The organism is Zavarzinia sp., from assembly GCF_041650655.1.
Lineage (GTDB): Bacteria > Pseudomonadota > Alphaproteobacteria > Zavarziniales > Zavarziniaceae > Zavarzinia.
In genome coordinates, this window is sequence record NZ_JBAZKR010000025.1 from 13,437 (window position 1) to 35,236 (window position 21,800).

A 21,800-nucleotide genomic window follows, 5' to 3' on the forward strand; every position below is an offset into this window, starting at 1 on the left:
CGGCGGGCAAGGGGGATATTATGGCGGGTGCTGGGCGAAGCAGGAAGACGGAGCGCAGGGCGGCGGTGCGGATGGTCGCACAGGTCAGTGTCGTCGCGGGGCTTCTCGGGGCGGGCGGTTCCGCCCTTGCCGAAGTCTTCGAGTTCGACAATGGCGCCACCCTGTCGGTCAACGTCACCACCGCCTATTCGGTCGGCGTCCGCGCCGAGGATCCGAGCTACAAGGTGCTGGAAGACACGGAGACGGAATATGCCACCGTCTATATCCTGCCCCAGGTGCCGATCCTGCCGACGCTGAAGGTCGGCACCGAGACGCCGAAGGTCTATAATTTCGACGACCCGGACCGTAATTTCGAGAAGGGCGACCTGATCACCAATGCCTTCTCCGCCCTGCTCGAAGCCAATTTCAAGTATCAGGACTTCGGCTTCAAGGCGAGCGGCAACGCCTTCTACGACTTCGTCTATCACGACAAGAATTCGAACGACGATCCCTATCCCGACGGCATCAACAAATATGGCGCGGCCGACGAGTTCACGGGCCAGACCCGCTATGCCAACGGCGGCCGCTTCCGCGCCCTCGACTATTTCGCCTATGGCACTTTCGACATTTTCGGCACCAGCCTGAGCCTGCGCGCCGGCAATCAGGTGGTGGCCTGGGGCGAGAGCCTGTTCTTCGGCAATATCTCGTTCAGCCAGGGCGTGGCGGACGCGACGCGTGCCAACAGCCCGGCGGCCGAAGTGAAGGACATCCTGCTGCCGAGCCCGCAGGTCTCGATGAACTGGGGCATCACCGACCGCTTGTCGCTGCTCGGCTATTATCAGTTCGACTGGGACAATACCCAGCTCGACGGCGTCGGCTCCTACTTCAGCCGGGCCGATCTCGTCGGCCCCGGCTCGGCCTTCGCCTATGGCTCGGTCAATCCCTTCCCCAGCGTGATCCAGCAGTATGCCTCGGCCTGCACGCTGAGCGCCAACATCCCGAATTGCAGCAGCATGGCGCTGCCGAGCCAGATCGCCCAGCTCCTCTCCGACATCCTGAGCAAGAACGTGCTGGGCGTCGGCAATCCGGACGATCAGCGTTTCGACGTGCCGGTGATCGGCGAGAAGAAGCCGAACAACACGGCGCAATGGGGCCTCGGCCTGTCCTACGCCCTGACCGACGCGATCCAGACCGGCTGGTACTTCATCAAGTACCACGAGAAGAACCCGCTGCCGGTGCTGGCGATCGACACGCCGCGCACCGACACCTTCCGCGACGGTACCGTGCTCGGCGGTTTGACCGGCGTCGTCTGCGGCCTGCTGGGCCAGGATTGCAGCGGCCAGGAGAGCGCGATCAACGGCGCGATCAAGAACATCGTCGGCGTCGTCGCGCCGCTCTATCTGCCCTATTCCTCGACCATCACCTATTTCGACAACGTCAAGCTCTACGGCATGAGCGCGTCGACCTCGATCGGACCGATCAACTTCGGCTTCGATTTCGCCTACCGGCAGGACGCGCCGATGCTCGTCGACGGTTACATCTCGGGCATCAAGGCGCCGCAGCCGGTGCGCGGCGACATCTGGCAGGCCAATCTGAACGCGCTCTCGGTGCTGCCGTCGTCGAGCTACTGGGATTCGCTCACCCTGGTCGGCGAAGTCAGCGTGAACCACGTGGTGCGCCACGACACGCTCTATCTCTACGATACCCAGGGCAAGCCGCTGCAGGACGGCAACGGCAACAACATCAATGCATTCAACCACCTGACGGGCGATGAGACCTCCTGGGGCTTCCAGGGCCTGGCCGAGTTCGGTTACACCGACGTCTTCCCGGGCGGCTGGGACATGTTCATCCCCGTCTCCTTCGGCATCGCCTTCGGCAATCCGGCCTATAGCGGCTCGCTCGGCACGCTCTCGGGCAAGGGCGACGTGCGGGCCTCGGTCGGTGTCAAGTTCCGTTACCTGAACAACCTCGAGCTGGCGGTCGTCTACAACGCCTACTTCGGCGACTATGACACCGTCTGGCGGCCGCTGACCGACCGCGACTATGTGATCGCGACCGCCAAATACACGTTCTGACCCATAAGACTGACAATGACTGGAGGAAATCCCATGGATCGCAGAAGCTTCGTCAAGGGCGTCGGCGCCGCGGGTCTGCTCGCTGCCATGCCGCGCTTCGCGCTGGCCAAGGCGACGCCCGAGGAGATCGCCAAGCTCGGCACCTCGCTCACCCCGATGGGTGCGGTGAAGGAAGGCAATGCCGACGGTTCCATCGCCGCCTGGTCCGGCAAGTGGCTGGGCGCGCCGTCGGGTATTTCCTTCGCCGGTACGGGCAGCCCGCTGCCCGACCCCTATGCCGGCGAAAAGCCGACCCTCACGATCACGGCGCAGAACTTCAGCCAATATGCGGCCAAGCTCTCGGTCGGCCAGCAGGAGATGTTCAAGCGCTATCCGGATACGTTCAAGATGCACGTCTACCCGTGCCATCGCGACTTCCGCTATGACGACTGGACCCACGACCAGATCAAGCAGAACGCCCAGCTCGCCACCCTGACGGCGAGCACGGAAGGCATCACCGGCGTCAAGGCCGGCGCCGCCTTCCCCTTCCCGAAGTCGGGCATCGAGGGGATCTGGAACGTCATCACGGCGACCAAGGCCTTCACCGAGACCGGCGTCTATGACGAGGCGGTGGTCTATCCAGACGGCAACATCGCCTGGGGCGGCCAGGATTGGGACATCTATGCCCCGCCCTACGACCCGAGCGTGCCGCGCGACGACAAGCCGCCGCTGTCCTCCGCCCTGTTCCGCACCACCACGAAGCCGGAGCGCGACCGCGGCGCCATCGCCCTGGTGATCGAGCATTGGGATTTCGACGCCGAACCGACCATGGCCTATCAGTATGTGCCGGGCACCCGCCGGGTGAAACAGGCACCGGAAGTGGCCGGCGATTATCCGCTCGGGCCGGGCGGCTTCCACACCGTGGACGACACCCGTCTCTGGGCGCAGTCGCCCAAGCGCTACACATGGGAGCTCGTGGGCAAGAAGGAAATCTTCGTACCCTACAACAACTACAAGATCGAGGACCCGTCGGTCGCCTACAAGGACCTGCTCGGCAAGTCGCACGTGAATCCCGAGTATATGCGCTGGGAACTGCACCGTGTCTGGGTGCTGAAGGCCAAGCTGAAGGACGGCATCCGTCACATCTACGGCGCCCGCACCCTCTATGTCGACGAGGACACCCATCTGCCGCTGCTGGCCGACATGTATGACGCCCGCGGCAATTTCTATCGCTTCGCGATGAATACCCTGTCCTACGACTATGCGGCCAAGATCTTCATGACCCGCGTCTGCTGCTATCACGACCTGGTCTCCGGCGCCTATATGGCGGACCGTCTGACCAACGAACAGAAGAGCAAGCCCAAGTTCAACCTGGGCGGCAAGAAGGTCTCGGACTATACGCCCGAGGCGCTGAAGCGCCGCGGCGTCTGAGCGGCAGGCGGCGATGGAACAGGCCACCGTCGAAGCCCTGGGCCTCGAGTTGTTCGAGGCCCTCACCGCCCGGCGGACGGTGGCACCGCTCACGTCGCGCGGTTTCCCGATCACGATCGACGACGCCTATGCGATCCAGAAGGCGTTTCTCGGGCATCGGATCGGGCCTGCCAATGCGGTCGTGGGCAAGAAGATCGGTGTCACCTCGCGTCCCGTCCAGTCCATGCTGGGCGTGACGCAGCCCGACTTCGGCCTGCTCTTGGCCGACATGGCGGTGCCGGAGCGGGGCGACATCCCGATGTCGACCATGATCCAGCCCCGCGCCGAGGGCGAGATCGGCTTCGTCCTGAAGCGTGACCTGATCGGTCCCGGCATCACCAATGCGGACGTGCTGCGCGCGACCGAAGGCGTCATCGCCTGCCTGGAGATCGTCGACTCGCGCATCACCGACTGGAAGATCGCGATCCAGGACACGGTGGCCGACAATGCCTCCTGCGGCGTCTTCGTGCTGGGCGACCGGCTGGTCGATCCGGCGACGCTGGACCTCGCCCTCGCCGGCATGGTGATCGAGAAGAACGGCCGCATCGTCGGCACCGGGGCGGGCGCCGCCACCCTGGATTCGCCGGTCAATGCCGTCGCCTGGCTCGCCAATACGCTGGGCGCTCGGGGTATTCCGTTGAAGGCGGGGGAAGTGATCCTGTCGGGCTCGCTCGCCGCATTGATCCCGGTGACGGCGGGCGACGCCATCTGCGTCACCATCCAAGGCATCGGCTGCTGCCATGCCAATTTCGTCGCGTGAGGTTTGCCATGGGTGAGTTTTCCGGTCGCGTCGCCCTGATCAGCGGCGGTGCCTCGGGGATCGGCCGGGCCACGGCCGAGGGTTTCGCGGCCGGCGGCGCCTCGGTCGTCATCGCCGACATCAATGTCACCCTGGCGGAGAAGACCGCGGCGGCGATCGGCGACAAGGCGTTCGCGGTCCGCCTCGACGTCGCCGACGAGCCGAGCTGGATCGCCGCGGTCGAGGCCGCGGTCGGCCGTTTCGGCGGGCTCGACTATGTCGTCAATGCGGCCGGCATCGCGCCGCCGTCCTCGGTCGCCATCACCGAACTCGAGGACTGGAACCGGGTGGTCGGCATCAACCAGACCGGCACCTTCCTCGGCTGCAAGCACGGGCTCCTGGCGATCGCCGGGACGGGCCGGGGCGGGGCGATGGTGAACATCTCCTCGGTCCAGGGCCTGCACGGCCATGCCGGTTCCTTCGCCTATTGCACGACCAAGGCGGCGGTCCGCATGATCAGCCAGTCGGTCGCCCTTTCGGGTGCGCTGTTCCAGCCGCCGATCCGCTGCAACACGGTGATTCCGGGTTACGTCGACACGCCCATGCTGGCGCCGGTCGGCGAGATGTTCGGCGGCATGGACAAGCTGGTCGCCGGCATGGTGAAGGACGTCCCCCTCGGCCGCCTGGTGAAACCGGAAGAGATCGCCAATGCGATCCTGTTCCTGTGCAGCGACAAGGCCGCGATGATCACCGGCACCGAAATCAAGGTGGATGGCGGCCTGACCGTGCCCATGCCGATGACCTATACGCCCGGCATGTAATCTTCTGCATCGCACCTGATTGTTCTCAGGTGCGAACGCAGAATTCGCCCCCGGATACTTCCGGCTGGCAGGGCTTCGGCCTAGGGTCCAGATGACGAAAAGCCGCCGCAGTGCGGTAATGACAAGCGGAGGAGCAGATGGACCGGCGGCATAGGCGATCGGACGGGATTGGGGCCCGCTGACCCATGGCCGAGGCTCTTCCCGCCGCGACCATCCCGGGTGCCGTGGCCGCTGCCGCGCGCCGCTGGCCGGATGGCGTGGCCATTTCCGACGGCAGCGTCACCCTGAGTTTCGCCGAACTCGACGCCGCGCGTGAGGCGGCCGCCCGTGCCTTCATGGCGGCCGGCATCGAGAAGGGCGACCGGGTGGCGATCTGGGCGCCCAATATGGCGGAATGGATCGTCGCCGCGGTCGGCCTGCAATCGGCCGGCGCCGTCCTGGTGCCGCTCAATACCCGTTTCAAGGGGCGCGAGGCAGGGCAGATCCTGCGCGCGTCGCGGGCCAAGCTGCTGCTCACCGTGCGCGGCTTCCTCGGCTTCGACTATCCCGCCATGCTGGCCGGCGAGGAGCTGCCGGACCTCGAGGCCACCGTGATCCTGCGTGGCGACGCCGGCGGCGACTCGTCCTGGGCCGAATTCCTCGCCCGTGGCGCCCTGGTGCCGGCAGAAGCGGCGGCGGTCCGCCTCGCTTCCCTGCGCCCGGAAGACGCCTCCGACATGCTCTTCACCTCCGGCACCACCGGGGTTCCGAAGGGCGTCGTCTCCGCCCACGGCCAGACTGTCCGCACGATCGAGACCTGGGCTTCGGTCGCGGGCCTGACCCCGGCCGACCGCTTCCTGGTGGTCAATCCCTTCTTCCATTCCTTCGGCTACAAGGCCGGCTGGCTCGCCTGCCTGCTCAAGGGCGCGGCCTGCCTGCCGGAAGCGGTGTTCGATACCGCCCGCCTGCTCGACCGGATCGAGACCGAAAAGGTCTCGGTGCTGCCAGGCGCGCCTACGGTCTATCAGTCGATCCTGGGCGACGGCAGTTACAAGACGCGAGACATCTCGTCCCTCCGCCTCGCGGTCACCGGCGCGGCCAGTGTGCCGGTCGACCTGATCCGCCGCATGTTCTCGGACCTGAAATTCGACGTGGTGTTGACCGCCTATGGCCTGACCGAGGCGCCTGTGGTGACCATGTGCGAGCGGGGCGACGATCCGGAGACGATCGCCAATCGCTGCGGCAAGCCCATTCCCGGCGTCGAAGTGATCTGCGCCGACGACGCCGGCAATCCGGTGCCCATGGGCGAAGAGGGCGAAGTCCTGGTGCGCGGCTTCAACGTCATGGCCGGCTATTTCGAGAACGAGGCGGCAACGCGGGAGGCAGTCGATGCCCGCGGCTTCCTGCACACCGGCGACATCGGCGTGATGGACGAACGGGGTTACCTCCGCATCACCGACCGCAAGAAGGACATGTTCATCGTCGGCGGCTTCAACTGCTATCCGGCCGAGATCGAGAACATCATCCTGAGCAGGCGCGACGTCGCCCAGGCGGCGGTGATCGGCATTCCCGACGAGCGCATGGGCGAAGTGGCCAAGGCGATCCTGGTGCCGGCCAAGGGCGCCACCATCGATCCCACCGAATTCCTCGCCTGGTGCCGGGCCAACATGGCCAACTACAAGGCGCCCCGCCAGGTCGACATTTGCGATGCCCTGCCGCTGACCGCCAGCGGCAAGGTCCAGAAATTCATGCTGCGGCAGGACCGCGCGTGATTGGAGAGGTGGCATGGACAAGAGCATGACTTTGGCCGAGATGGTCGCCACGCTGGAAGACGGCATGACCATCGGCATCGGCGGCTGGGGGGCGCGGCGGAAGCCCATGGCCCTGGTGCGCGAAATCCTGCGCTCGGACGTGAAGGACTTGACCGTGGTCTCCTACGGTGGCCAGGACATCGGCCTGCTGGCGGCTTCGGGCAAGCTGAAGAAGCTCGTGTTCGGCTTCGTCTCGCTCGACATGATCCCGCTCGACAACCATTACCGCTCGGCCCGCCAGGCCGGCAGTTTCGAGACGCTGGAAATCGACGAGGGCATGCTGCAATGGGGGCTCCGTGCCGCCGCCATGCGCCTGCCCTTCCTGCCCACGCGCGCCGGCCTCGGTACCGACGTGGAGACGCTGAACGGCGAGTTGCGCACCGTGACCTCGCCCTATGACGACGGCGAAGTGCTGGTCGCCATGCCGGCGCTGACCCTCGACGCCGCCTTCGTCCACGCCAATGCGGCGGACCGGCTGGGCAATGCGATCGTGACGGCACCCGATCCCTTTTTCGACGAATGGTTCTGCCGCGCGGCGGACAAGGCCTTCGTCACCTGCGACCGCCTGGTCTCGACCGCGGAACTGGGCGGCATGCCGGGCATGCGCCACCATCTGGTCGAACGTTCCTGCGTCACCGGCGTCGCCCATGTCCCCTTCGGCGCCCATCCGACCAGCTCCGGCCCGGACTACGGCTTCGACCTGAAACACCTCAAGGATTACAACGAGGCCGGCTTCGGCGACTGGCGCGCCCGTTTCGTCGACGGCATCGACCACGACGCCTATCTCGCCGCCGTGGGTGGCCCTGAGAAGATCGCGGCCCTGCCGCTGCCCGTGTTCTGAGGAGACCGACATGAGCTTCACCCTGGCGGAACTCTGCATCACGGCGGCGGCGGAAGCCTGGCGCGACAACGGCGAAGTGCTGGCCTCCGGCATCGGCCTGATCCCGCGCCTCGCCGCCTCGCTCGCCAAGGCGAGCTTCGCGCCTGAGCTGATGATGACCGACGGCGAAGCCTATCTGGTCGAGGAGCCGGTGCCGGTCGGCAAGCGCGGCGCTTACGTGCCCAAGGTCGAGGGCTGGATGACCTATGCCCGTGTCTTCGACGTGGTCTACAAGGGGCATCGTCATGCCATGACCGGCCCGGTGCAGGTCGACCGCTTCGGCCAGCAGAACATCTCCGCGGTCGGGCCGGACTATCGCAAGCCGAAGGCGGCGCTGCTCGGCGTGCGCGGCATTCCGGGCAACACGATAAATCACATCAACTCGATGTTCGTGCCCAATCATTCGACCCGCGTCTTCGTCGAGGGTGAGGTCGATATGGTCTCGGGCGTCGGTTACAAGCCGGGACGCCTTTCCGGTGGCAAGTCCGGCCGTTTCGTCGACCTCCGCCTGATCGTCACCGATCTCGCGGTGCTCGATTTCGGCGGGCCGGATCATGCGATCCGCGTGCGCCACCTGCACCCCGGGGTGACCTTCGACCAGGTCCAGGCCGCCACCGGCTTCCCGCTCCTCGGCCGCGACACGGCGAGCGAAACCCCGGCGCCGACGGCGGAACAGCTCCGCCTGATCCGCGAGGTGCTGGACCCGCACAATCTCCGGGCCACGGTGTTCAAGGACAACCCCCCGGGCATCCGGCAGGAGGCGGCATGACGATCACCTACGAGACCGACGAACCGGTCCACTACAAGGTCGAAGGTCCGGTCGCCACCCTGACCATGGATCGGATCCGTTACAACAACGTCCAGAACAGCCAGATGACCTATGCGCTCGACGCTGCCTTCAAGCAGGCGGTCGACGACGACGACGTGAAGGTCATCGTCCTGGCGGGTGCGGGCAAGCATTTCTCGGCCGGGCACGACATCGGCACGCCCGGCCGCGACGTCGACAAGAGCTTCGACCGCAAGCACCTGTGGTGGGACCATGTCGGTCGCGAAGGCGGCGAGAAGCTCTTCGTGCGCGAGCAGGAAGTCTATCTCGGCATGTGCCGGCGCTGGCGTGACATTCCGAAGCCGACCATCGCCATGGTGCAGGGCGCCTGCGTCGCCGGCGGTCTCATGCTGGCCTGGGTGTGCGACCTGATCGTCGCGGCGGACGATGCCTTCTTCGCCGATCCGGTGGTGCGCATGGGCATTCCGGGCGTCGAATATTTCGCTCATGTCCACGAGCTGAACGCCCGCATCGCCAAGGAATTCCTCTTCCTGGGCGAACGCATGTCGGCCGAACGCGCCTATCAGATGGGCATGGTGAACCGGGTCGTCGCGCGCGACCAGCTCGAGACCGAGACCTATGCCATCGCCAACAGGATCGCCGCCATGCCGCGCATGGGCCTGGCCCTGGCCAAGCAGGTGGTCAATCACATCGAGGACCTGCAGGGCAAGCGCGCCGGCATGGACAATGCCTTCGGCTATCACCACTTCGCCCATGTCCACAACACGCTGGTCCAGGGCGACACGCTGGCCGGCTTCGACGGCAAGGCCATGGCGAAGTCGCAGCGAAAGGCGGAGGGCGGCGAATGACCCATCCCGCCCTCACGACGCCGCTGACCGAACGGCTCGGCTGCCGCTATCCGATCCTGCAGACCGCCATGGGCTGGGTGGCGACGCCGCAGCTCGTCGCCGCGACCAGCAATGCCGGCGCCTTCGGCTTCCTCGCAGGCGCGGTGATCCCGGCGGAGGAGATCGAGGCCGAGATCCTGAAGGTCAAGGCGCTGACCGACAAGCCCTTCGGCCTGAACCTCCACATGTTCCTGCCGGGCGCCGATCACATGCTCGACATGGCGATCAAGCACGGCGTGAAAGCTGTCTCCTATTCCCGTTCGCCTTCGGCGGCGCTGGTCTCCAAGCTGAAGGATGCCGGCATCGTCTGCATTCCGACCGTCGGCGCGGTTAAACATGCGGTCGCCGCGGTGAAGATGGGCGCCGACATGGTGACGGTGCAGGGCGGGGAGGGCGGCGGCCATACCGGCTCGGTGCCGACCAACCTGCTGATCCCCCAGGTGCTGGACGCCGTGAAGGTGCCGGTCGTCGCGGCCGGCGGCTTCAAGGACGGGCGCGGCCTCGCCGCCGCACTGGCCTATGGCGCGGCCGGTATCGCCATGGGTACCCGCTTCCTGATGACCTCGGACAGCCCGGTGCCGCGCGAGACCTTGCAGCGCTATGTGACCAGCGAAATCACCAATATCATCATCTCGACCAGGGTCGACGGCGCGCCCATGCGCATGATCCTGAACGAGACGCTGACAAGGCTCGAAAAGGCCGGGCTGGTCGGCCGCCTGTGGCAGGCGCTGAAATCCGGCCTTGCCTTCCGCAAGCACGCCGGTCTCGGCTATGTCGAGATGCTGAAGTCGGCGCTGGCCAATGCCCGCGCCAACAAGCTGACCTTGGCCGAGACGCTGATGGCGGCCAATTCGCCCATGCTGATCCAGCGTTCCATGGTCGAAGGCCATCCGTCCGAAGGCGTGCTGCCCTCGGGCCAGGTCGCCGGCCTGATCCGCGACCTGCCCACGGCCGCCGAAGTGATCGAACGCATCGTCGCCGAAGCCGAAGCGCGGCTCGACGCCCTGAACCCTGGGCGGCGCGATGTCGCCGCCGCCGAATGAGGTAACCCCATGGAATTCACCTACAGCGTGACCGACCGCATCGCCGAAGTGGTGATGAACCAGCCGCCGGTGAACGCCTTCAATTCGACCGGCTGGAACAATCTGGCCAAGACGATCAAGGCGGCGGGCGAGGACCCCTCGGTCAATGTGGTGATCCTGCGCGCCGAAGGCCGCGGCTTCTGCGCCGGGGTCGACATCAAGGAACTGGCGGCGGACGGCAGCAAGATCGTCGCGGTGAACAAGGGCTGTTACGACAGCTTCGAAGCCGTGCACCGCTGCAAGGTGCCGGTGATCGCGGCGACCCACGGCTTCGTGCTGGGTGGCGGCATCGGCCTCGCTGGCGCGGCGGACATCATCGTCGCCTCGGAAGACAGCTATTTCGGCCTGCCGGAGATCGACCGCGGCGCCATGGGCGGCGCCTCCCATTTCCTGCGCATGCTGCCGCTCCAGAAGGTGCGCCGCCTGTTCTACACGGGCGAGAGCATCAAGGCCGCGGAAATGGCCAAATGGGGTGCGATCGAGGAAGTGGTGCCGCGCGAGAAACTGGTCGAGACGGCGCGGAGCCTCGCGGCCAAGATCGCCTCGAAGAGCGGCAAGGCCCTTCGCCTCGCCAAGGAAGCGCTGAACGGCATCGAGCCCGTCGACATCGAGCGCAACTACCGCTTCGAGCAGGGCTTCACCCTGGAACTCTATACGTCGCCCGACAGCCAGGAGGCGCGCGACGCCTTCGTCGAAAAGCGCGACGCCAAGTTCGGCTGATCCCATGGAGCTCCGCTACACCCCGAAACAGCAGGAATTCCGGGCCGAGGTCCGCACCTGGCTGGCCGAACACGTGCCGGCGAAGCCGCTGAAGTCCTACGACACCAAGGAAGGCTTCGAGGAGCACCGGGCGTGGGAGCGGGTGCTGAACAGCGGCCGCTTCTCCATGATCACCTGGCCGAAGGAGCTGGGCGGGCGCGGCGCCGACCTCATCGAATGGCTGATCTTCGAGGAAGAATATTACCGCGCAGGCGCCCCCGGCCGGGTCAACCAGAACGGCATCTTCCTGCTCGGCCCCACCCTCATGGAATATGGCACGCCGGAGCAGAAGGCGCGCTTCCTGCCCCGCATGGCGGCGGGCGACGACATCTGGGCGCAGGGCTGGTCCGAACCCGGTGCCGGTTCCGACATGGCGGCGATCCGCACCAAGGCGATCCGCGACGGCGATCATTACGTGATCAACGGCCAGAAGACCTGGTCGACCCGCGCCGCCTTCGCCGACTGGTGCTTCGGCCTGTTCAGGACCGATCCCGAGAGCAGCCGACACCACGGCATGAGCTTCATCCTTCTGCCGCTCGATACCCCCGGCATTACCCGCCGGCCGATCCCGCAGCTGGACGGGGAGCCCGGCTTTGCCGAACTCTTCTTCGACGATGTCCGCGTGCCGGTGGAAAACCGCCTGGGCGGCGAAGGCCAGGGCTGGAACATCGCCATGGCCACGGCGGGCTTCGAGCGCGGCTTGATGCTGCGGAGCCCCGCCCGCTTCCAGGAGACCGCGCGCCGCCTGGTGCAGCTCTATCGCAAACACGGCGCCCGGGTTTCCCCGGCCGTGCGCGACCAGGTGCTGAAGGCCTGGATGGATGCCGAAGCCTATTGCCTGAACACCTATATGACCGCCAGCCGGCTGATCGCGGGCGGCAAGATCGGCCAGGAGGCGAGCCTCAACAAGATCTTCTGGTCGGAACTCGACAGGTCCATGCACGAGACCGCCCTCTCGATCTATGGCGCCAGGGCCGAGCTGCTGGCCAGCGGGGTCGACGAGGCGGACGAGATCACCCGTTGGATCAAGGGCTTCCTGTTCTCGCTGGCCGGGCCGATCTATGCCGGCGCCAACGAGATCCAGCGCAACATCATCGCCGAGCGCCTGCTCAACCTGCCGCGCTAGGGGGCGAGGACATGAATTTCGCCTTTACCGAAGACCAGCTTCTGTTCCGCGACACGGTGCGGGAATTCCTGGCCGGGGAATGCAGCCCGTCCCATGTCCGTGCCGCCGCGGCGGGCGAGGGACGTTCGGCCGAGCGTTACGCCAAGCTGGTCGAGATGGGCCTGACCGGTCTCACCGTGCCGGAGGCCCAGGGCGGCCTCGGCCTTTCCCTGGTCGACTATGTGCTGATCGCGGAAGAGGCGGGGCGGGCCGCCCTGCCGGAGCCGCTGGTCGACCAGATCGGCATCGTGGTGCCGCTGCTGATCCCTTACGCCGGGCGGGCGGAAATCGCCGCCGTGCTGGAGGGCATCGCCGCCGGCACCACCAAAGTGGCGATCGGCCACCCCTGCGATCCCTTCGTGGCCGATGCCGCGGGGGCCGACCTTCTGCTGCTGGGCGACGGCGAGTCGCTCCATCTGGTGCCGGCCGCCGCGGTCCGCCTGACGGTGGAGACCAGCGTCGACCCGCTGCGCCGTATCGCCGCCGTCGCCTGGACTCCGGGTAACGAGACGCTGATCACGACCGAGTCCGGCTTGTGGGAGCGGGCGCTCGATCTCGGCTCCGTCGCGGCGGCGGCCCAGGCCCTCGGCCTCGCCCAGACCATGGTCGACCTCGCGGCCGACTATGCCCGCACGCGCCAGCAGTTCGGCAAGCCGATCGGTTCCTTCCAGGCGGTGAAGCACCATCTGGCGAGTGTTCAGGTGGCGATCGAATTCGCCAAGGCGCCGGTCTACAAGGCGGCCTTCACGCTCGCCCCCCGCGACGTCTCGCACGGGCGGGTGGCGGCGGTCGATGCCGCCGCCCTGGCCGCGCGCACGGCGATCCAAGTCTTCGGCGCCATGGGCTACACCTACGAGGTGGACCTCCACTTCTTCATGAAGCGCGCCTGGGCGCTGGCCGGCACCTGGGGTGACCGGCACTACCACCTGGATCGGCTGGCCCGAATGGTCCTTTCGGACGATGCGGCCATCGGTGCCGATGCCACATTTGCCCCCTGAGTATAAGTTTCGAGGAAACGGTCCCATGGCTGAAGCCTATATCATCGACGCCGTCCGCACCCCGATCGGCAAGCGGAACGGCAGCCTGGCCCGCATGCATCCGGCCGACATCGGCGGTCATGCGATCAAGGCGCTGATCGATCGCACGGGGATCGACCCGGCGGCGGTCGACGATGTGGTCTTCGGCTGTGTCGACGCCCTCGGCCCCCAGGCGGGCGACATCGCGCGGACCTGCTGGCTGGTCGCCGGCATGCCGGAAGAAATCCCGGGCACCACGATCGATCGCCAGTGTGGTTCGTCCCAGCAGGCGGTGCATTTCGCCGCCCAGGGCGTGATGAGCGGCACACAGGACCTGGTGGTCGCCGGCGGCGTCCAGAACATGAGCCAGATCCCGATCGCCTACGCCATGGTCGCGGCCGAGCCGCTGGGCTTCAAGGACCCGTTCTCGGGCTCCGAAGGCTGGGTCAAGCGCTATGGCACGCAGGAAGTCTCGCAGTTCCGCGCCGCCGAGATGATCGCCGAGAAGTGGCAGTGCAGCCGGGAAGAGATGGAACGTTTCGCGCTCGCCTCGCACCAGCGCGCCCATGCCGCCGTCACAGGCGGGCTGTTCGATGCCGAGATCGCACCGATCGGCGATTTCGCCCGTGACGAGACGGCGCGACCCGACACCAGCCTCGAAAAGATGGCGACGCTGAAGACGCTGCGCGAAGGCGGGCGGATGCACGCCGGCGTGTCGTCGCAGATCTCTGACGGGTCGGCGGCGATCCTGATCGCTTCCGAACGGGCGGTGAAGGAACACGGCCTGAAGCCGCGCGCGCGAATCCATCACATGTCGGTGCGCGGTGCCGATCCGGTGTGGATGCTGACGGCGCCGATCCCGGCCACCGAATATGCCCTGAAGAAGGCGGGCATGAAGATCGACGACATCGATTCGGTCGAGATCAACGAAGCCTTCGCTTCCGTGGTGATGGCCTGGATGAAGGAGACCGGGGCGGATCACGCCAAGGTCAATCCGCATGGCGGCGCCATCGCCCTGGGCCACCCGCTGGGTGCCACGGGGGCACGGCTGATGACCACCCTCCTGAACACGCTGGAGCGCACCGGCGGCCGCTATGGCCTGCAGACCATGTGCGAAGGCGGCGGCCAGGCCAATGTCACCATCATCGAGCGGCTGTGAGGTCACGCGATGATCTGTGAAGGCCGTATCGTCGCCGTCACCGGGGGCGCCCGGGGCCTGGGCCGCGAATATATCCTCGAATTCGCCAAGCAAGGCGCCAAGGTGGTGATCAACGACCTCGGCGTGGCGCGGGACGGCACGGGTGGCGGCTCGGATGCCGCCGACGCCCTGGTCGAGGAAATCAAGGCGGCGGGCGGCCAGGCGGTCGCCAATTACGCCGATGTCGCCGACTGGGAAGGCTCGGGCTCCATCGTCAAGACGGCGCTCGATGCCTTCGGCGGCCTCGACGTCATCGTGAACAATGCCGGTTTCCTGCGCGACCGCATGTTCGCCAATGCGACGGTCGAGGAATGGGACGCGGTGATGCGCGTCCACCTGCGCGGCCATTTCTGTGTCGCCAACCACGCCGTCCGCTACTGGCGGGACCAGAGCAAGGCGGGCCAGAAGGTCGACGCCCGCATCATCAACACCTCGTCCGGTGCCGGCCTCCAGGGCTCGATCGGCCAGGCGGCCTATTCGGCGGCCAAGGGCGGCATCGCCTCGCTGACCCTGGTGCAGGCGGCGGAACTCCGGCGTTACGGCATTACGGCCAATGCGCTCGCCCCCGCGGCGCGCACCCGCATGACCGAGGAAGCCTTCGGCGATGCCATGAAGGCACCGGAGAGCGGTTTCGACGTCAATGCCCCGGCCAATGTGGCGCCCCTGGTGGCCTGGCTCGGTTCGGCCGAATCGGCCCATGTGACCGGTAAGGTGTTCGAGGTTTCGGGCGGCCGCATCTGCCTCGCCGACGGCTGGCGCGACGGTCCGGAAGTCGACAAGGGCGCCCGCTGGGATCCGGCGGAACTCGGTCCCGTGATGGCCGACCTGCTGGCGCGCGAAGCGCCGGTGAAGAAGGTCTGGGGCTCGTGAGCCTCTGGGGCGGCACACCTTCCGTCATGGCCGGGCCTGTCCCGGCCATCCACGGGCCCTCGTTGCCGGCGGTGTTCGCGTGGATGCCCGGGACGCGCCCGGGCATGACGGCAGAGGGGCGACCCTCATGAATTTCGCCTTCACCGAAGACCAGGTGATGATCCGCGACGCCGCGCGCGCCTTTCTCGGCGAGCAGGTGACCTCGACCCATGTGCGCCGTGTGATGGCGGAAGCGGAAGGTTACGACCGCGCCCTCTGGGCAGAGGTGGTGGCGCTGGGCTGGACCGGGTTGATCGCGGGCGAGGAGGCGGGCGGTTCCGGCCTCGGCTTCGTCGAGCTGGCGATTCTCTGCGAGGAAATGGGCCGCGTACTCTATCCGTCACCCTTCGAGGCGACGGTGGTGCTGGCCGCCAATCTCCTCTCGGCGCTGGGCGAGACGCAGCATCTGGCGGCACTCGCTGCGGGCGACGTGACGGCGACCCTGGCCGGTCCCAATGCCCAGGGTCAAGTCACTTTCGTCGCGGACGGCGGTGGTTACAGCCTGACCGGAAGCCTGCGCCATGTCCCGGACGGCGCAAGGGCCGATCTCCTGTTGGTTGCGGCCGAAGGGACGGACGGGCGGACGGCGCTTTTCGCCGTGCCGGGGGAAACGCCGGGCCTCACCCGCCGGGCGCTGCCGACCATGGACCAGACCCGCCGCCTCGCCGAGATCGAGATGGCGGGCCTTCGCCTTCCCGCGGGTGCCCTGGTTTCGGCCGATGCCGGCGCAGCGCTGACGCTGGCGCTCGACCGGGCGGCGGCCATGATGGCGGCTTTCGCCGTGGGTGCCGCTGAACGCTGCCTCGAGATGACGGTCGATTATACCAAGGGCCGGGTCCAGTTCGGCCGGCCGGTCGCCTCCTTCCAGGCCGTGAAGCATCAATGCGCGGACATGGCGCTGGCGGTCGAAACCGCGCGCTCCGCCGCCTATTGGGCCGCCTGCGTCGCCGACGAGACGGGGCCGAACGGCGATCTTTCTGCCCTGGCACGGGCGGCCTCCGGTGCCAAATCCTGGTGCTCGCGCGCCTATTTCGATTGCGCGGCGACGGCGATCCAGCTTCACGGCGGGGTCGGCTTCACCTGGGAATACGACGTGCATCTCTATTTCAAGAATGCCCGCGCGATCGAGCAGGTGCTGGGCGATCCCGCCTTCCACCGCGAACGGGTGGCGCGCCTGATCGGCCTCGACGACACGGCGGAGGCGGCGCAATGAAACTCGCCTTTTCGCCTGAAGACGAAGCCTTCCGTGCCGAAGTCGCGGCCTGGATGCGCGAGAACCTGACCGGTTCCTTCGCCCCCCTGAAGTTCCGCGGCGGTCCGGGCGACGAACACGCCTTCTTCGAGGAACGGCGGGCCTGGGAACGCCATCTGGGGGCTGCCGGCTGGACCGGCGTCGGCTGGCCGGCATCGGTCGGCGGGCGGGGCGCGCCGCTCTCGCACCAGGTGATCTTTTTCGAGGAATATGCCAGGGCCGGCGGGCCGGGCCGGGTCGGCCATATCGGTGAAGGCCTGGCGGGGCCGACCATCATCGCCTTCGGCACGGAAGAGCAGAAGAAGCGCTTCCTGCCCCCGATCCTCAGCGGTGACGAGCTCTGGTGCCAGGGCTATTCCGAACCCAATGCCGGCTCCGACCTCGCCAATGTGCGGACCAAGGCGCGCCTGGTCGGCGACAAATGGGTGATCGAGGGCCAGAAGGTCTGGACCTCGCTCGCCCATGTCGCGGACTGGTGCTTCGTGATCGCGAGGACCGAGGAAGGCTCGAGCGGCCATCGCGGCCTCTCCTATCTCTTGGTGCCCATGCACCAGAAGGGCATCACGGTCCGCCCGATCCAGCAGATGACCGGCACCTCCGAATTCAACGAAGTCTTCTTCGACGGTGCCGAGACAGCGGCCGAGAATATCGTCGGCAAGCCGGGCGAGGGCTGGAAGGTCGCCATGGGCACACTCGCCTTCGAGCGGGGCGCCTCGACGCTCGGCCAGCAGATGGCGTTCAAGAATCAGCTCGGCGAAGTGATCGCCATCGCCAAGGCGAACGGGCGGGCGCGCGATCCCGCGATTCGCCAGCGCCTGGCCGATGCCTGGATCGGCCTCGAGGTGATGCGGGCCAATGCGCTGCGCATGTTGGCCGGGGCCGACAAGCCGGAACTGTCGCGCGAGGCCTATGTCTCCAAGCTCTATTGGGCGACCTGGCACCGGGATCTCGGCAAGCTCGCCATGGACGTGCTGGGGCCGGAGGCGGAAATCGCCGAAGGCGGCCCCGGCACTTACGAACTGACGCCGTTGCAGCAGCTCTTCCTCTTCACCCGGTCCGACACGATCTACGCCGGCACCAACGAAATCCAGCGCAACATCATCGCGGAGCGGGCCCTCGGTATGCCCCGCGAGCAGCGCGCCTGAGGTCCCCATCATGCCCGCACCGACCCCCGCCTATCCGCCCGCCCACGGCCTCCTCAAGGGCAAGACCGTGCTGATCACGGCCGCCGCTGGCACTGGAATCGGATTCTCCACCGCGAAGCGCTGCACCGAAGAGGGCGCCACCGTGATGATCTCCGACATCCACGAACGCCGCCTGGGCGAGGCAGCGGCGCGGATCGAGGCGGAGACCGGCAAGCGCCCGCTGACCCAGATCTGCAACGTCACCAAACAGGCCGAGGTGGATGCCCTGGTGGCGGCCGCGATCGCCGGCCTCGGCCATGTCGACGTCCTCGTCAACAATGCCGGCCTCGGCGGTTCGGCGCCGCTGGTCGAGATGACCGACGAGCAGTGGAACCTGGTGCTCGACGTCACCCTGACCGGGACCTTCCGCATGATGCGCGCCATGCTGCCGCACATGATGGCGCGCAAGTCGGGAATCATCGTCAACAACGCATCCGTGCTGGGCTGGCGCGCGCAGAAGCTGCAAGCCCATTACGCCGCTGCCAAGGCGGGCGTCATGGCCCTGACTCGCTGCACTGCAATGGAAGCGGCCGAGCACAATATTCGTATCAACGCGGTTTCCCCCAGTCTGGCGATGCATGAATTTCTCAACCGCGTCACCAGCGACGAGTTGCTGGCGCAGTTGACGTCGCGTGAAGCTTATGGTCGCGCGGCCGAGACCTGGGAGATCGCCAATGTTATTGTCTTCCTGGCCAGCGAATACGCCACTTACATGACGGGCGAAGTGGTGTCAGTTTCGAGTCAACATGCTTGACGAAGCCCGCCAAACGTCATAACCCCAAGCGTCCTTTGTGGAGGAGAGACCCAATGAGCGATCTGGCTACCATCACCGAAGAAATGAAGAAGCGCGTCGGCGACAATTCCGGCCTCGGCGCGTCCGTGAAGTTCGACTTCAAGGGCGAAGGCGTGATCTATGTCGACGGCAAGTCCGTGCCGAACTCGGTCTCGAACGAAGACAAGGCCGCCGACTGCACGATCAAGATCTCGAAGGACGACTTCGTGGCCCTGGGCGACGGCAAGCTGAACCCGACCACTGCCTTCATGATGGGCAAGATCAAGGTCGAGGGCAACATGGGCGTTGCCATGAAGCTGCAGACGATCTTCAAGTGATCGTCTGACGCTTCTGCGTCGATCGGGGCCGCTGCGGAAACGCAGCGGCCCTTTTCTTTTCGGTCGGCCTGACACCGCGGCAGCAGGCCAATGCGGCGTCAGGAGGGGGCCGGCTCACCGGAGGCACGCCGACGTGACAACGCCGGCTCTAATACCCGCCGCGACTTCCGGCAGGCTGCTCGCACCGGGACGTGACGGAAAAACGGGTCCGTCGGGATCGCCAGGGGGATCAGATAGCCTTCTCGAAGATCGGCGCGCCGAAGAACTGGCGGAAGGAGATCGGCTGGTGGCCGCCTTCGTCGACGATGCCGTAATGCAGGGCCAGCTCGGACGTATAGAAGGTGCCGCCCGAGAGGCGCATCATGTCGGCGTCGTTCCAGATCGCGTCGATGATGCGGCCGCCGAATTCCGGCGTCTCGGCCCCGGCGGTGCCGCCGATCGCCTCGAACATCTGGGGGAAATGCTCGAGGCCGAGCTTCACCCGGTCGGTCTTGACCAGACCATGCCAGAAGGAGATCGCCGCGATGCCGTAGGGCGCCACGTCCGGCGCCATGTCGGCCGCCAGCTTGTCATGGCCGATCTTCGAAAGGCCGTAGGGCAGGGGGTGCAGATGGACCTTCGCCCCGGGCGACGACGTGTTCACGATCAGCCCCTTGCCCGCCTTGATCAGCAGCGGAATGCCGTAATAGCTGGCGACATAGGAGGAGCGGAGGCCGATGTCGATCTGCAGCTTCCATTCATCGAGCTCGCGTTCCCAGAAATTGCCGGGCAGGGCCGACATGTCGGGCATGGCGAAGGCATTGTTGACCAGGACGTCCAGCCTGCCCTGCTCGTCCAGCACGCGGTCGAAGACGGCCTTGGTCTGCTCGTCGACCAGGTGGTCGCAGGCGACGGCGATGCCCTTGCCGCCCGCCGCGGTGATCGCCTCGGCGGTCTCGTGGATGGTGCCGGGCCAGGAGCCGGTCGGCGCGTCGACGCTGCGCCCCGTGACATAGACCGTGTCGCCGGCCGCTCCCAGCGCCAGCGCGATGCCCCGGCCGAGGCCGCGGCTGGCCCCCGTGACCACAGAAACCCGACCCGATGCCATGGTGAATCCTCCCCTGTTATCCGGCGGATTCTGGTAGAGATTGGACAAGGCGCATCGTCCATACCAATTAGGGGGGCGCCAGAGACTCCGGCAGGGGCGAGGGGGAGAGCGATGGAAACGATCCTGGTTTCGGCGAACGGGCTCGACTTCGAAGTCGATCAGGATGGCACGGGGCAGAAATTCGCCCTCATGCTGCATGGCTTTCCCGAATCGAAATATTCCTGGCGGGCGCAGATCCCGGTCTTCGCCGCCCGCGGCTACACGGTCTGGGCGCCCAACCTGCGGGGTTACGGCAATACCACCCGGCCCCTGGGGCGCGCCGAATATACGCTGGACAAGCTCTGCGCCGATGTCGCCGGGCTGATCGACGCGGCAAGGGCGCGGGGGATTTCCGGCCCGGTCACCCTGGTCGCGCACGATTGGGGTGGCGCCATCGCCTGGGCCTTCGCATTGCGCCGGCTGCGCCCGCTCGAGCGTTTCGTCATCCTGAACATGCCGCACCCCACGCTCTTCTTCAAAGCCCTGCGGACCTTCCGTCAGTTCCGCCGCTCCTGGTACATGTTCTTCTTCCAACTGCCCTGGCTGCCCGAACTGGTGCTGGGCGCGCGCGGCGCCAAGGCGGTGGGCGACGCCTTCCGCGACATGGCGGTGGACAAGAGCCGCTTCCCCGACGCGGTGCTGGCAGAATATCGTCGGAACGCGCTGAAACCCGGCGCGCTCACCGCCATGGTGAATTACTACCGCGCCAACATCCGCCTGCGTCCGCCCGGCGCCATCCCGGTGCCCAAGCTGGAGATCCCCACCCTGATGATCTGGGGCGAGGCGGACACGGCCCTCGGCAAGGAGACCACCTTCGGCACCCAGGAGCTGGTGCCGAAGCTGACGCTGCGCTACCTGCCCAATGTTTCGCATTGGGTCCAACAGGAAGCGCCGGAGACGGTGAACGCCATGATCGCCGCCTGGCTCGACGGAAAAGAGGTGCCGGAGGCCGGCGATCTCGTCCATTCGGGCGAGGCGGCGGCGGCGGCGGGCGCCTAACCTCCCCCGGCCAAGGGGAGGACAACAATGACCCATACGATCGAAAGCCTGGCGCAGCGCATCCAGGAGCTGGAAGACCTGGCCGCGATCCACACGCTGAAGCACCGTTATTGGCGCGCCTGCGACCACAAGAAGCCGGACGACATGCGCGCCTGCTTCACCCCCGAGGCGCAGATCGACGCTGCCTTCATGGGCGTGCACGACGGCCGCGATTCCTTCGTCAACCTGTTCTCGATGATCGCCTGCAACGACCAGATCCTGGACATGCACCACGGCCAGAACCCAGTCATCCGTCTCGACGGGCCGGACAAGGCCCGCGGCACCTGGGACCTCTATTTCAACCAGATCAACCTGATGGCCCGTTCGGTCGCCCAGGTCGGCGGCTTCTACGAGGACGACTATGTGAAGGTCGACGGCCAATGGCTGATCGCCGCCTCCACCTTCCGGGTGACTTCGACCCTGATGCTGGCGGTCGACGACGAGGGCGGCCTGAAGACCACGATGTTCGGCCGCTAAAGTAGCGGCCTAGTCCATGGGGACGATGGCAGGGCGTCCCCACGGACAAGAATGACCGCAACGATGAACAGGGGAGA

21 protein-coding genes are annotated in these 21,800 nt (G+C 66.6%); 20 read left to right on the top strand and 1 reads right to left on the bottom strand.

Annotation, left to right across the window (positions count from 1 at the left end):
- Positions 1–71 precede the first annotated feature (71 nt).
- The 18 genes from WC493_RS07745 to WC493_RS07830 all read left to right on the top strand — a co-directional run bounded on the left by WC493_RS07745 (position 72) and on the right by WC493_RS07830 (position 19,082).
- Positions 72–2,054 (top strand): DUF1302 domain-containing protein, encoded by a 1,983-nt coding sequence (locus tag WC493_RS07745; RefSeq protein ID WP_373064243.1) that lies wholly within the window; start codon positions 72–74, stop codon positions 2,052–2,054.
- A 33-nt stretch (positions 2,055–2,087) separates the two neighbouring features.
- The gene (locus tag WC493_RS07750) at positions 2,088–3,464 is read left to right on the top strand and encodes a DUF1329 domain-containing protein (RefSeq protein WP_373064245.1); all 1,377 of its coding nucleotides are present in this window, start codon (positions 2,088–2,090) and stop codon (positions 3,462–3,464) included.
- A gap of 13 nt (positions 3,465–3,477) precedes the next feature.
- Positions 3,478–4,263 (top strand): fumarylacetoacetate hydrolase family protein, encoded by a 786-nt coding sequence (locus tag WC493_RS07755; RefSeq protein ID WP_373064247.1) that lies wholly within the window; start codon positions 3,478–3,480, stop codon positions 4,261–4,263.
- Positions 4,264–4,271: 8 nt separating this feature from the next.
- Entirely contained in the window at positions 4,272–5,063 is a 792-nt protein-coding gene (locus tag WC493_RS07760) for an SDR family NAD(P)-dependent oxidoreductase (RefSeq protein ID WP_373064249.1), read from the top strand.
- Between the two features lie 185 nt (positions 5,064–5,248).
- Positions 5,249–6,814 carry a FadD3 family acyl-CoA ligase gene (locus tag WC493_RS07765; protein WP_373064251.1) on the top strand — a complete coding sequence of 522 codons (1,566 nt, stop codon included), beginning with the start codon at positions 5,249–5,251 and terminating at the stop codon, positions 6,812–6,814.
- A 13-nt stretch (positions 6,815–6,827) separates the two neighbouring features.
- Entirely contained in the window at positions 6,828–7,694 is an 867-nt protein-coding gene (locus WC493_RS07770; protein ID WP_373064253.1) for a CoA transferase subunit A, read from the top strand.
- Positions 7,695–7,704: 10 nt separating this feature from the next.
- On the top strand, positions 7,705–8,502 hold the full coding sequence (locus WC493_RS07775) for a CoA-transferase subunit beta (RefSeq protein ID WP_373064255.1): 798 nt from the start codon (positions 7,705–7,707) through the stop codon (positions 8,500–8,502).
- Positions 8,499–9,368: an enoyl-CoA hydratase gene (locus WC493_RS07780; RefSeq protein ID WP_373064257.1), complete on the top strand. Its 870-nt coding sequence runs from the start codon at positions 8,499–8,501 to the stop codon at positions 9,366–9,368. Before WC493_RS07775 ends, WC493_RS07780 begins: the two co-directional genes overlap by 4 nt.
- Positions 9,365–10,450 (top strand): NAD(P)H-dependent flavin oxidoreductase, encoded by a 1,086-nt coding sequence (locus WC493_RS07785; protein ID WP_373064259.1) that lies wholly within the window; start codon positions 9,365–9,367, stop codon positions 10,448–10,450. Before WC493_RS07780 ends, WC493_RS07785 begins: the two co-directional genes overlap by 4 nt.
- Positions 10,451–10,459: 9 nt before the next feature.
- Positions 10,460–11,209 carry an enoyl-CoA hydratase family protein gene (locus WC493_RS07790; protein WP_373064261.1) on the top strand — a complete coding sequence of 250 codons (750 nt, stop codon included), beginning with the start codon at positions 10,460–10,462 and terminating at the stop codon, positions 11,207–11,209.
- Positions 11,210–11,213: 4 nt separating this feature from the next.
- Positions 11,214–12,374, top strand: a complete 1,161-nt coding sequence (locus WC493_RS07795) for an acyl-CoA dehydrogenase (protein ID WP_373064263.1) — start codon at positions 11,214–11,216, stop codon at positions 12,372–12,374.
- 11 nt (positions 12,375–12,385) lie between these two features.
- Positions 12,386–13,411 carry an acyl-CoA dehydrogenase family protein gene (locus tag WC493_RS07800; RefSeq protein WP_373064265.1) on the top strand — a complete coding sequence of 342 codons (1,026 nt, stop codon included), beginning with the start codon at positions 12,386–12,388 and terminating at the stop codon, positions 13,409–13,411.
- A 25-nt stretch (positions 13,412–13,436) separates the two neighbouring features.
- Entirely contained in the window at positions 13,437–14,588 is a 1,152-nt protein-coding gene (locus WC493_RS07805; RefSeq protein WP_373064267.1) for an acetyl-CoA C-acetyltransferase, read from the top strand.
- A 9-nt stretch (positions 14,589–14,597) separates the two neighbouring features.
- A complete protein-coding gene (locus WC493_RS07810; protein ID WP_373064269.1) occupies positions 14,598–15,497 on the top strand; it encodes an SDR family oxidoreductase in 900 nt (299 codons plus the stop codon).
- A 127-nt stretch (positions 15,498–15,624) separates the two neighbouring features.
- On the top strand, positions 15,625–16,749 hold the full coding sequence (locus WC493_RS07815; RefSeq protein WP_373064271.1) for an acyl-CoA dehydrogenase family protein: 1,125 nt from the start codon (positions 15,625–15,627) through the stop codon (positions 16,747–16,749).
- Positions 16,746–17,933, top strand: coding sequence for an acyl-CoA dehydrogenase family protein (locus WC493_RS07820; protein ID WP_373064273.1), 1,188 nt, complete (start codon positions 16,746–16,748; stop codon positions 17,931–17,933). The genes WC493_RS07815 and WC493_RS07820 overlap by 4 nt, the downstream gene beginning before the upstream one ends.
- A 10-nt stretch (positions 17,934–17,943) precedes the next feature.
- Positions 17,944–18,726 (top strand): SDR family oxidoreductase, encoded by a 783-nt coding sequence (locus tag WC493_RS07825; protein WP_373064275.1) that lies wholly within the window; start codon positions 17,944–17,946, stop codon positions 18,724–18,726.
- A gap of 53 nt (positions 18,727–18,779) precedes the next feature.
- A complete protein-coding gene (locus WC493_RS07830; protein ID WP_373064277.1) occupies positions 18,780–19,082 on the top strand; it encodes an SCP2 sterol-binding domain-containing protein in 303 nt (100 codons plus the stop codon).
- Between the two features lie 229 nt (positions 19,083–19,311).
- Here the strand turns inward: WC493_RS07830 and WC493_RS07835 are convergent, their stop codons facing one another.
- Entirely contained in the window at positions 19,312–20,169 is an 858-nt protein-coding gene (locus WC493_RS07835; protein ID WP_373064279.1) for an SDR family NAD(P)-dependent oxidoreductase, read from the bottom strand.
- A gap of 111 nt (positions 20,170–20,280) precedes the next feature.
- Here WC493_RS07835 and WC493_RS07840 point away from each other — a divergent pair, with 111 nt between their 5' ends.
- Positions 20,281–21,207, top strand: a complete 927-nt coding sequence (locus tag WC493_RS07840; protein WP_373064281.1) for an alpha/beta fold hydrolase — start codon at positions 20,281–20,283, stop codon at positions 21,205–21,207.
- 27 nt (positions 21,208–21,234) lie between these two features.
- Positions 21,235–21,723 carry a nuclear transport factor 2 family protein gene (locus tag WC493_RS07845; protein ID WP_373064283.1) on the top strand — a complete coding sequence of 163 codons (489 nt, stop codon included), beginning with the start codon at positions 21,235–21,237 and terminating at the stop codon, positions 21,721–21,723.
- Positions 21,724–21,800: the final 77 nt, after the last annotated feature.

Excerpts from the sequence above, each read along its gene's own strand:
- WC493_RS07745 (WP_373064243.1), top strand. The coding sequence starts at position 72 with ATGGTCGCACAGGTCAGTGTCGTCGCGGGGCTTCTCGGGGCGGGCGGT.
- WC493_RS07750 (WP_373064245.1), top strand. The coding sequence starts at position 2,088 with ATGGATCGCAGAAGCTTCGTCAAGGGCGTCGGCGCCGCGGGTCTGCTC.
- WC493_RS07755 (WP_373064247.1), top strand. The coding sequence starts at position 3,478 with ATGGAACAGGCCACCGTCGAAGCCCTGGGCCTCGAGTTGTTCGAGGCC.
- WC493_RS07760 (WP_373064249.1), top strand. The coding sequence starts at position 4,272 with ATGGGTGAGTTTTCCGGTCGCGTCGCCCTGATCAGCGGCGGTGCCTCG.
- WC493_RS07765 (WP_373064251.1), top strand. The coding sequence starts at position 5,249 with ATGGCCGAGGCTCTTCCCGCCGCGACCATCCCGGGTGCCGTGGCCGCT.
- WC493_RS07770 (WP_373064253.1), top strand. The coding sequence starts at position 6,828 with ATGGACAAGAGCATGACTTTGGCCGAGATGGTCGCCACGCTGGAAGAC.
- WC493_RS07775 (WP_373064255.1), top strand. The coding sequence starts at position 7,705 with ATGAGCTTCACCCTGGCGGAACTCTGCATCACGGCGGCGGCGGAAGCC.
- WC493_RS07780 (WP_373064257.1), top strand. The coding sequence starts at position 8,499 with ATGACGATCACCTACGAGACCGACGAACCGGTCCACTACAAGGTCGAA.
- WC493_RS07785 (WP_373064259.1), top strand. The coding sequence starts at position 9,365 with ATGACCCATCCCGCCCTCACGACGCCGCTGACCGAACGGCTCGGCTGC.
- WC493_RS07790 (WP_373064261.1), top strand. The coding sequence starts at position 10,460 with ATGGAATTCACCTACAGCGTGACCGACCGCATCGCCGAAGTGGTGATG.
- WC493_RS07795 (WP_373064263.1), top strand. The coding sequence starts at position 11,214 with ATGGAGCTCCGCTACACCCCGAAACAGCAGGAATTCCGGGCCGAGGTC.
- WC493_RS07800 (WP_373064265.1), top strand. The coding sequence starts at position 12,386 with ATGAATTTCGCCTTTACCGAAGACCAGCTTCTGTTCCGCGACACGGTG.
- WC493_RS07805 (WP_373064267.1), top strand. The coding sequence starts at position 13,437 with ATGGCTGAAGCCTATATCATCGACGCCGTCCGCACCCCGATCGGCAAG.
- WC493_RS07810 (WP_373064269.1), top strand. The coding sequence starts at position 14,598 with ATGATCTGTGAAGGCCGTATCGTCGCCGTCACCGGGGGCGCCCGGGGC.
- WC493_RS07815 (WP_373064271.1), top strand. The coding sequence starts at position 15,625 with ATGAATTTCGCCTTCACCGAAGACCAGGTGATGATCCGCGACGCCGCG.
- WC493_RS07820 (WP_373064273.1), top strand. The coding sequence starts at position 16,746 with ATGAAACTCGCCTTTTCGCCTGAAGACGAAGCCTTCCGTGCCGAAGTC.
- WC493_RS07825 (WP_373064275.1), top strand. The coding sequence starts at position 17,944 with ATGCCCGCACCGACCCCCGCCTATCCGCCCGCCCACGGCCTCCTCAAG.
- WC493_RS07830 (WP_373064277.1), top strand. The coding sequence starts at position 18,780 with ATGAGCGATCTGGCTACCATCACCGAAGAAATGAAGAAGCGCGTCGGC.
- WC493_RS07835 (WP_373064279.1), bottom strand. The coding sequence starts at position 20,169 with ATGGCATCGGGTCGGGTTTCTGTGGTCACGGGGGCCAGCCGCGGCCTC.
- WC493_RS07840 (WP_373064281.1), top strand. The coding sequence starts at position 20,281 with ATGGAAACGATCCTGGTTTCGGCGAACGGGCTCGACTTCGAAGTCGAT.
- WC493_RS07845 (WP_373064283.1), top strand. The coding sequence starts at position 21,235 with ATGACCCATACGATCGAAAGCCTGGCGCAGCGCATCCAGGAGCTGGAA.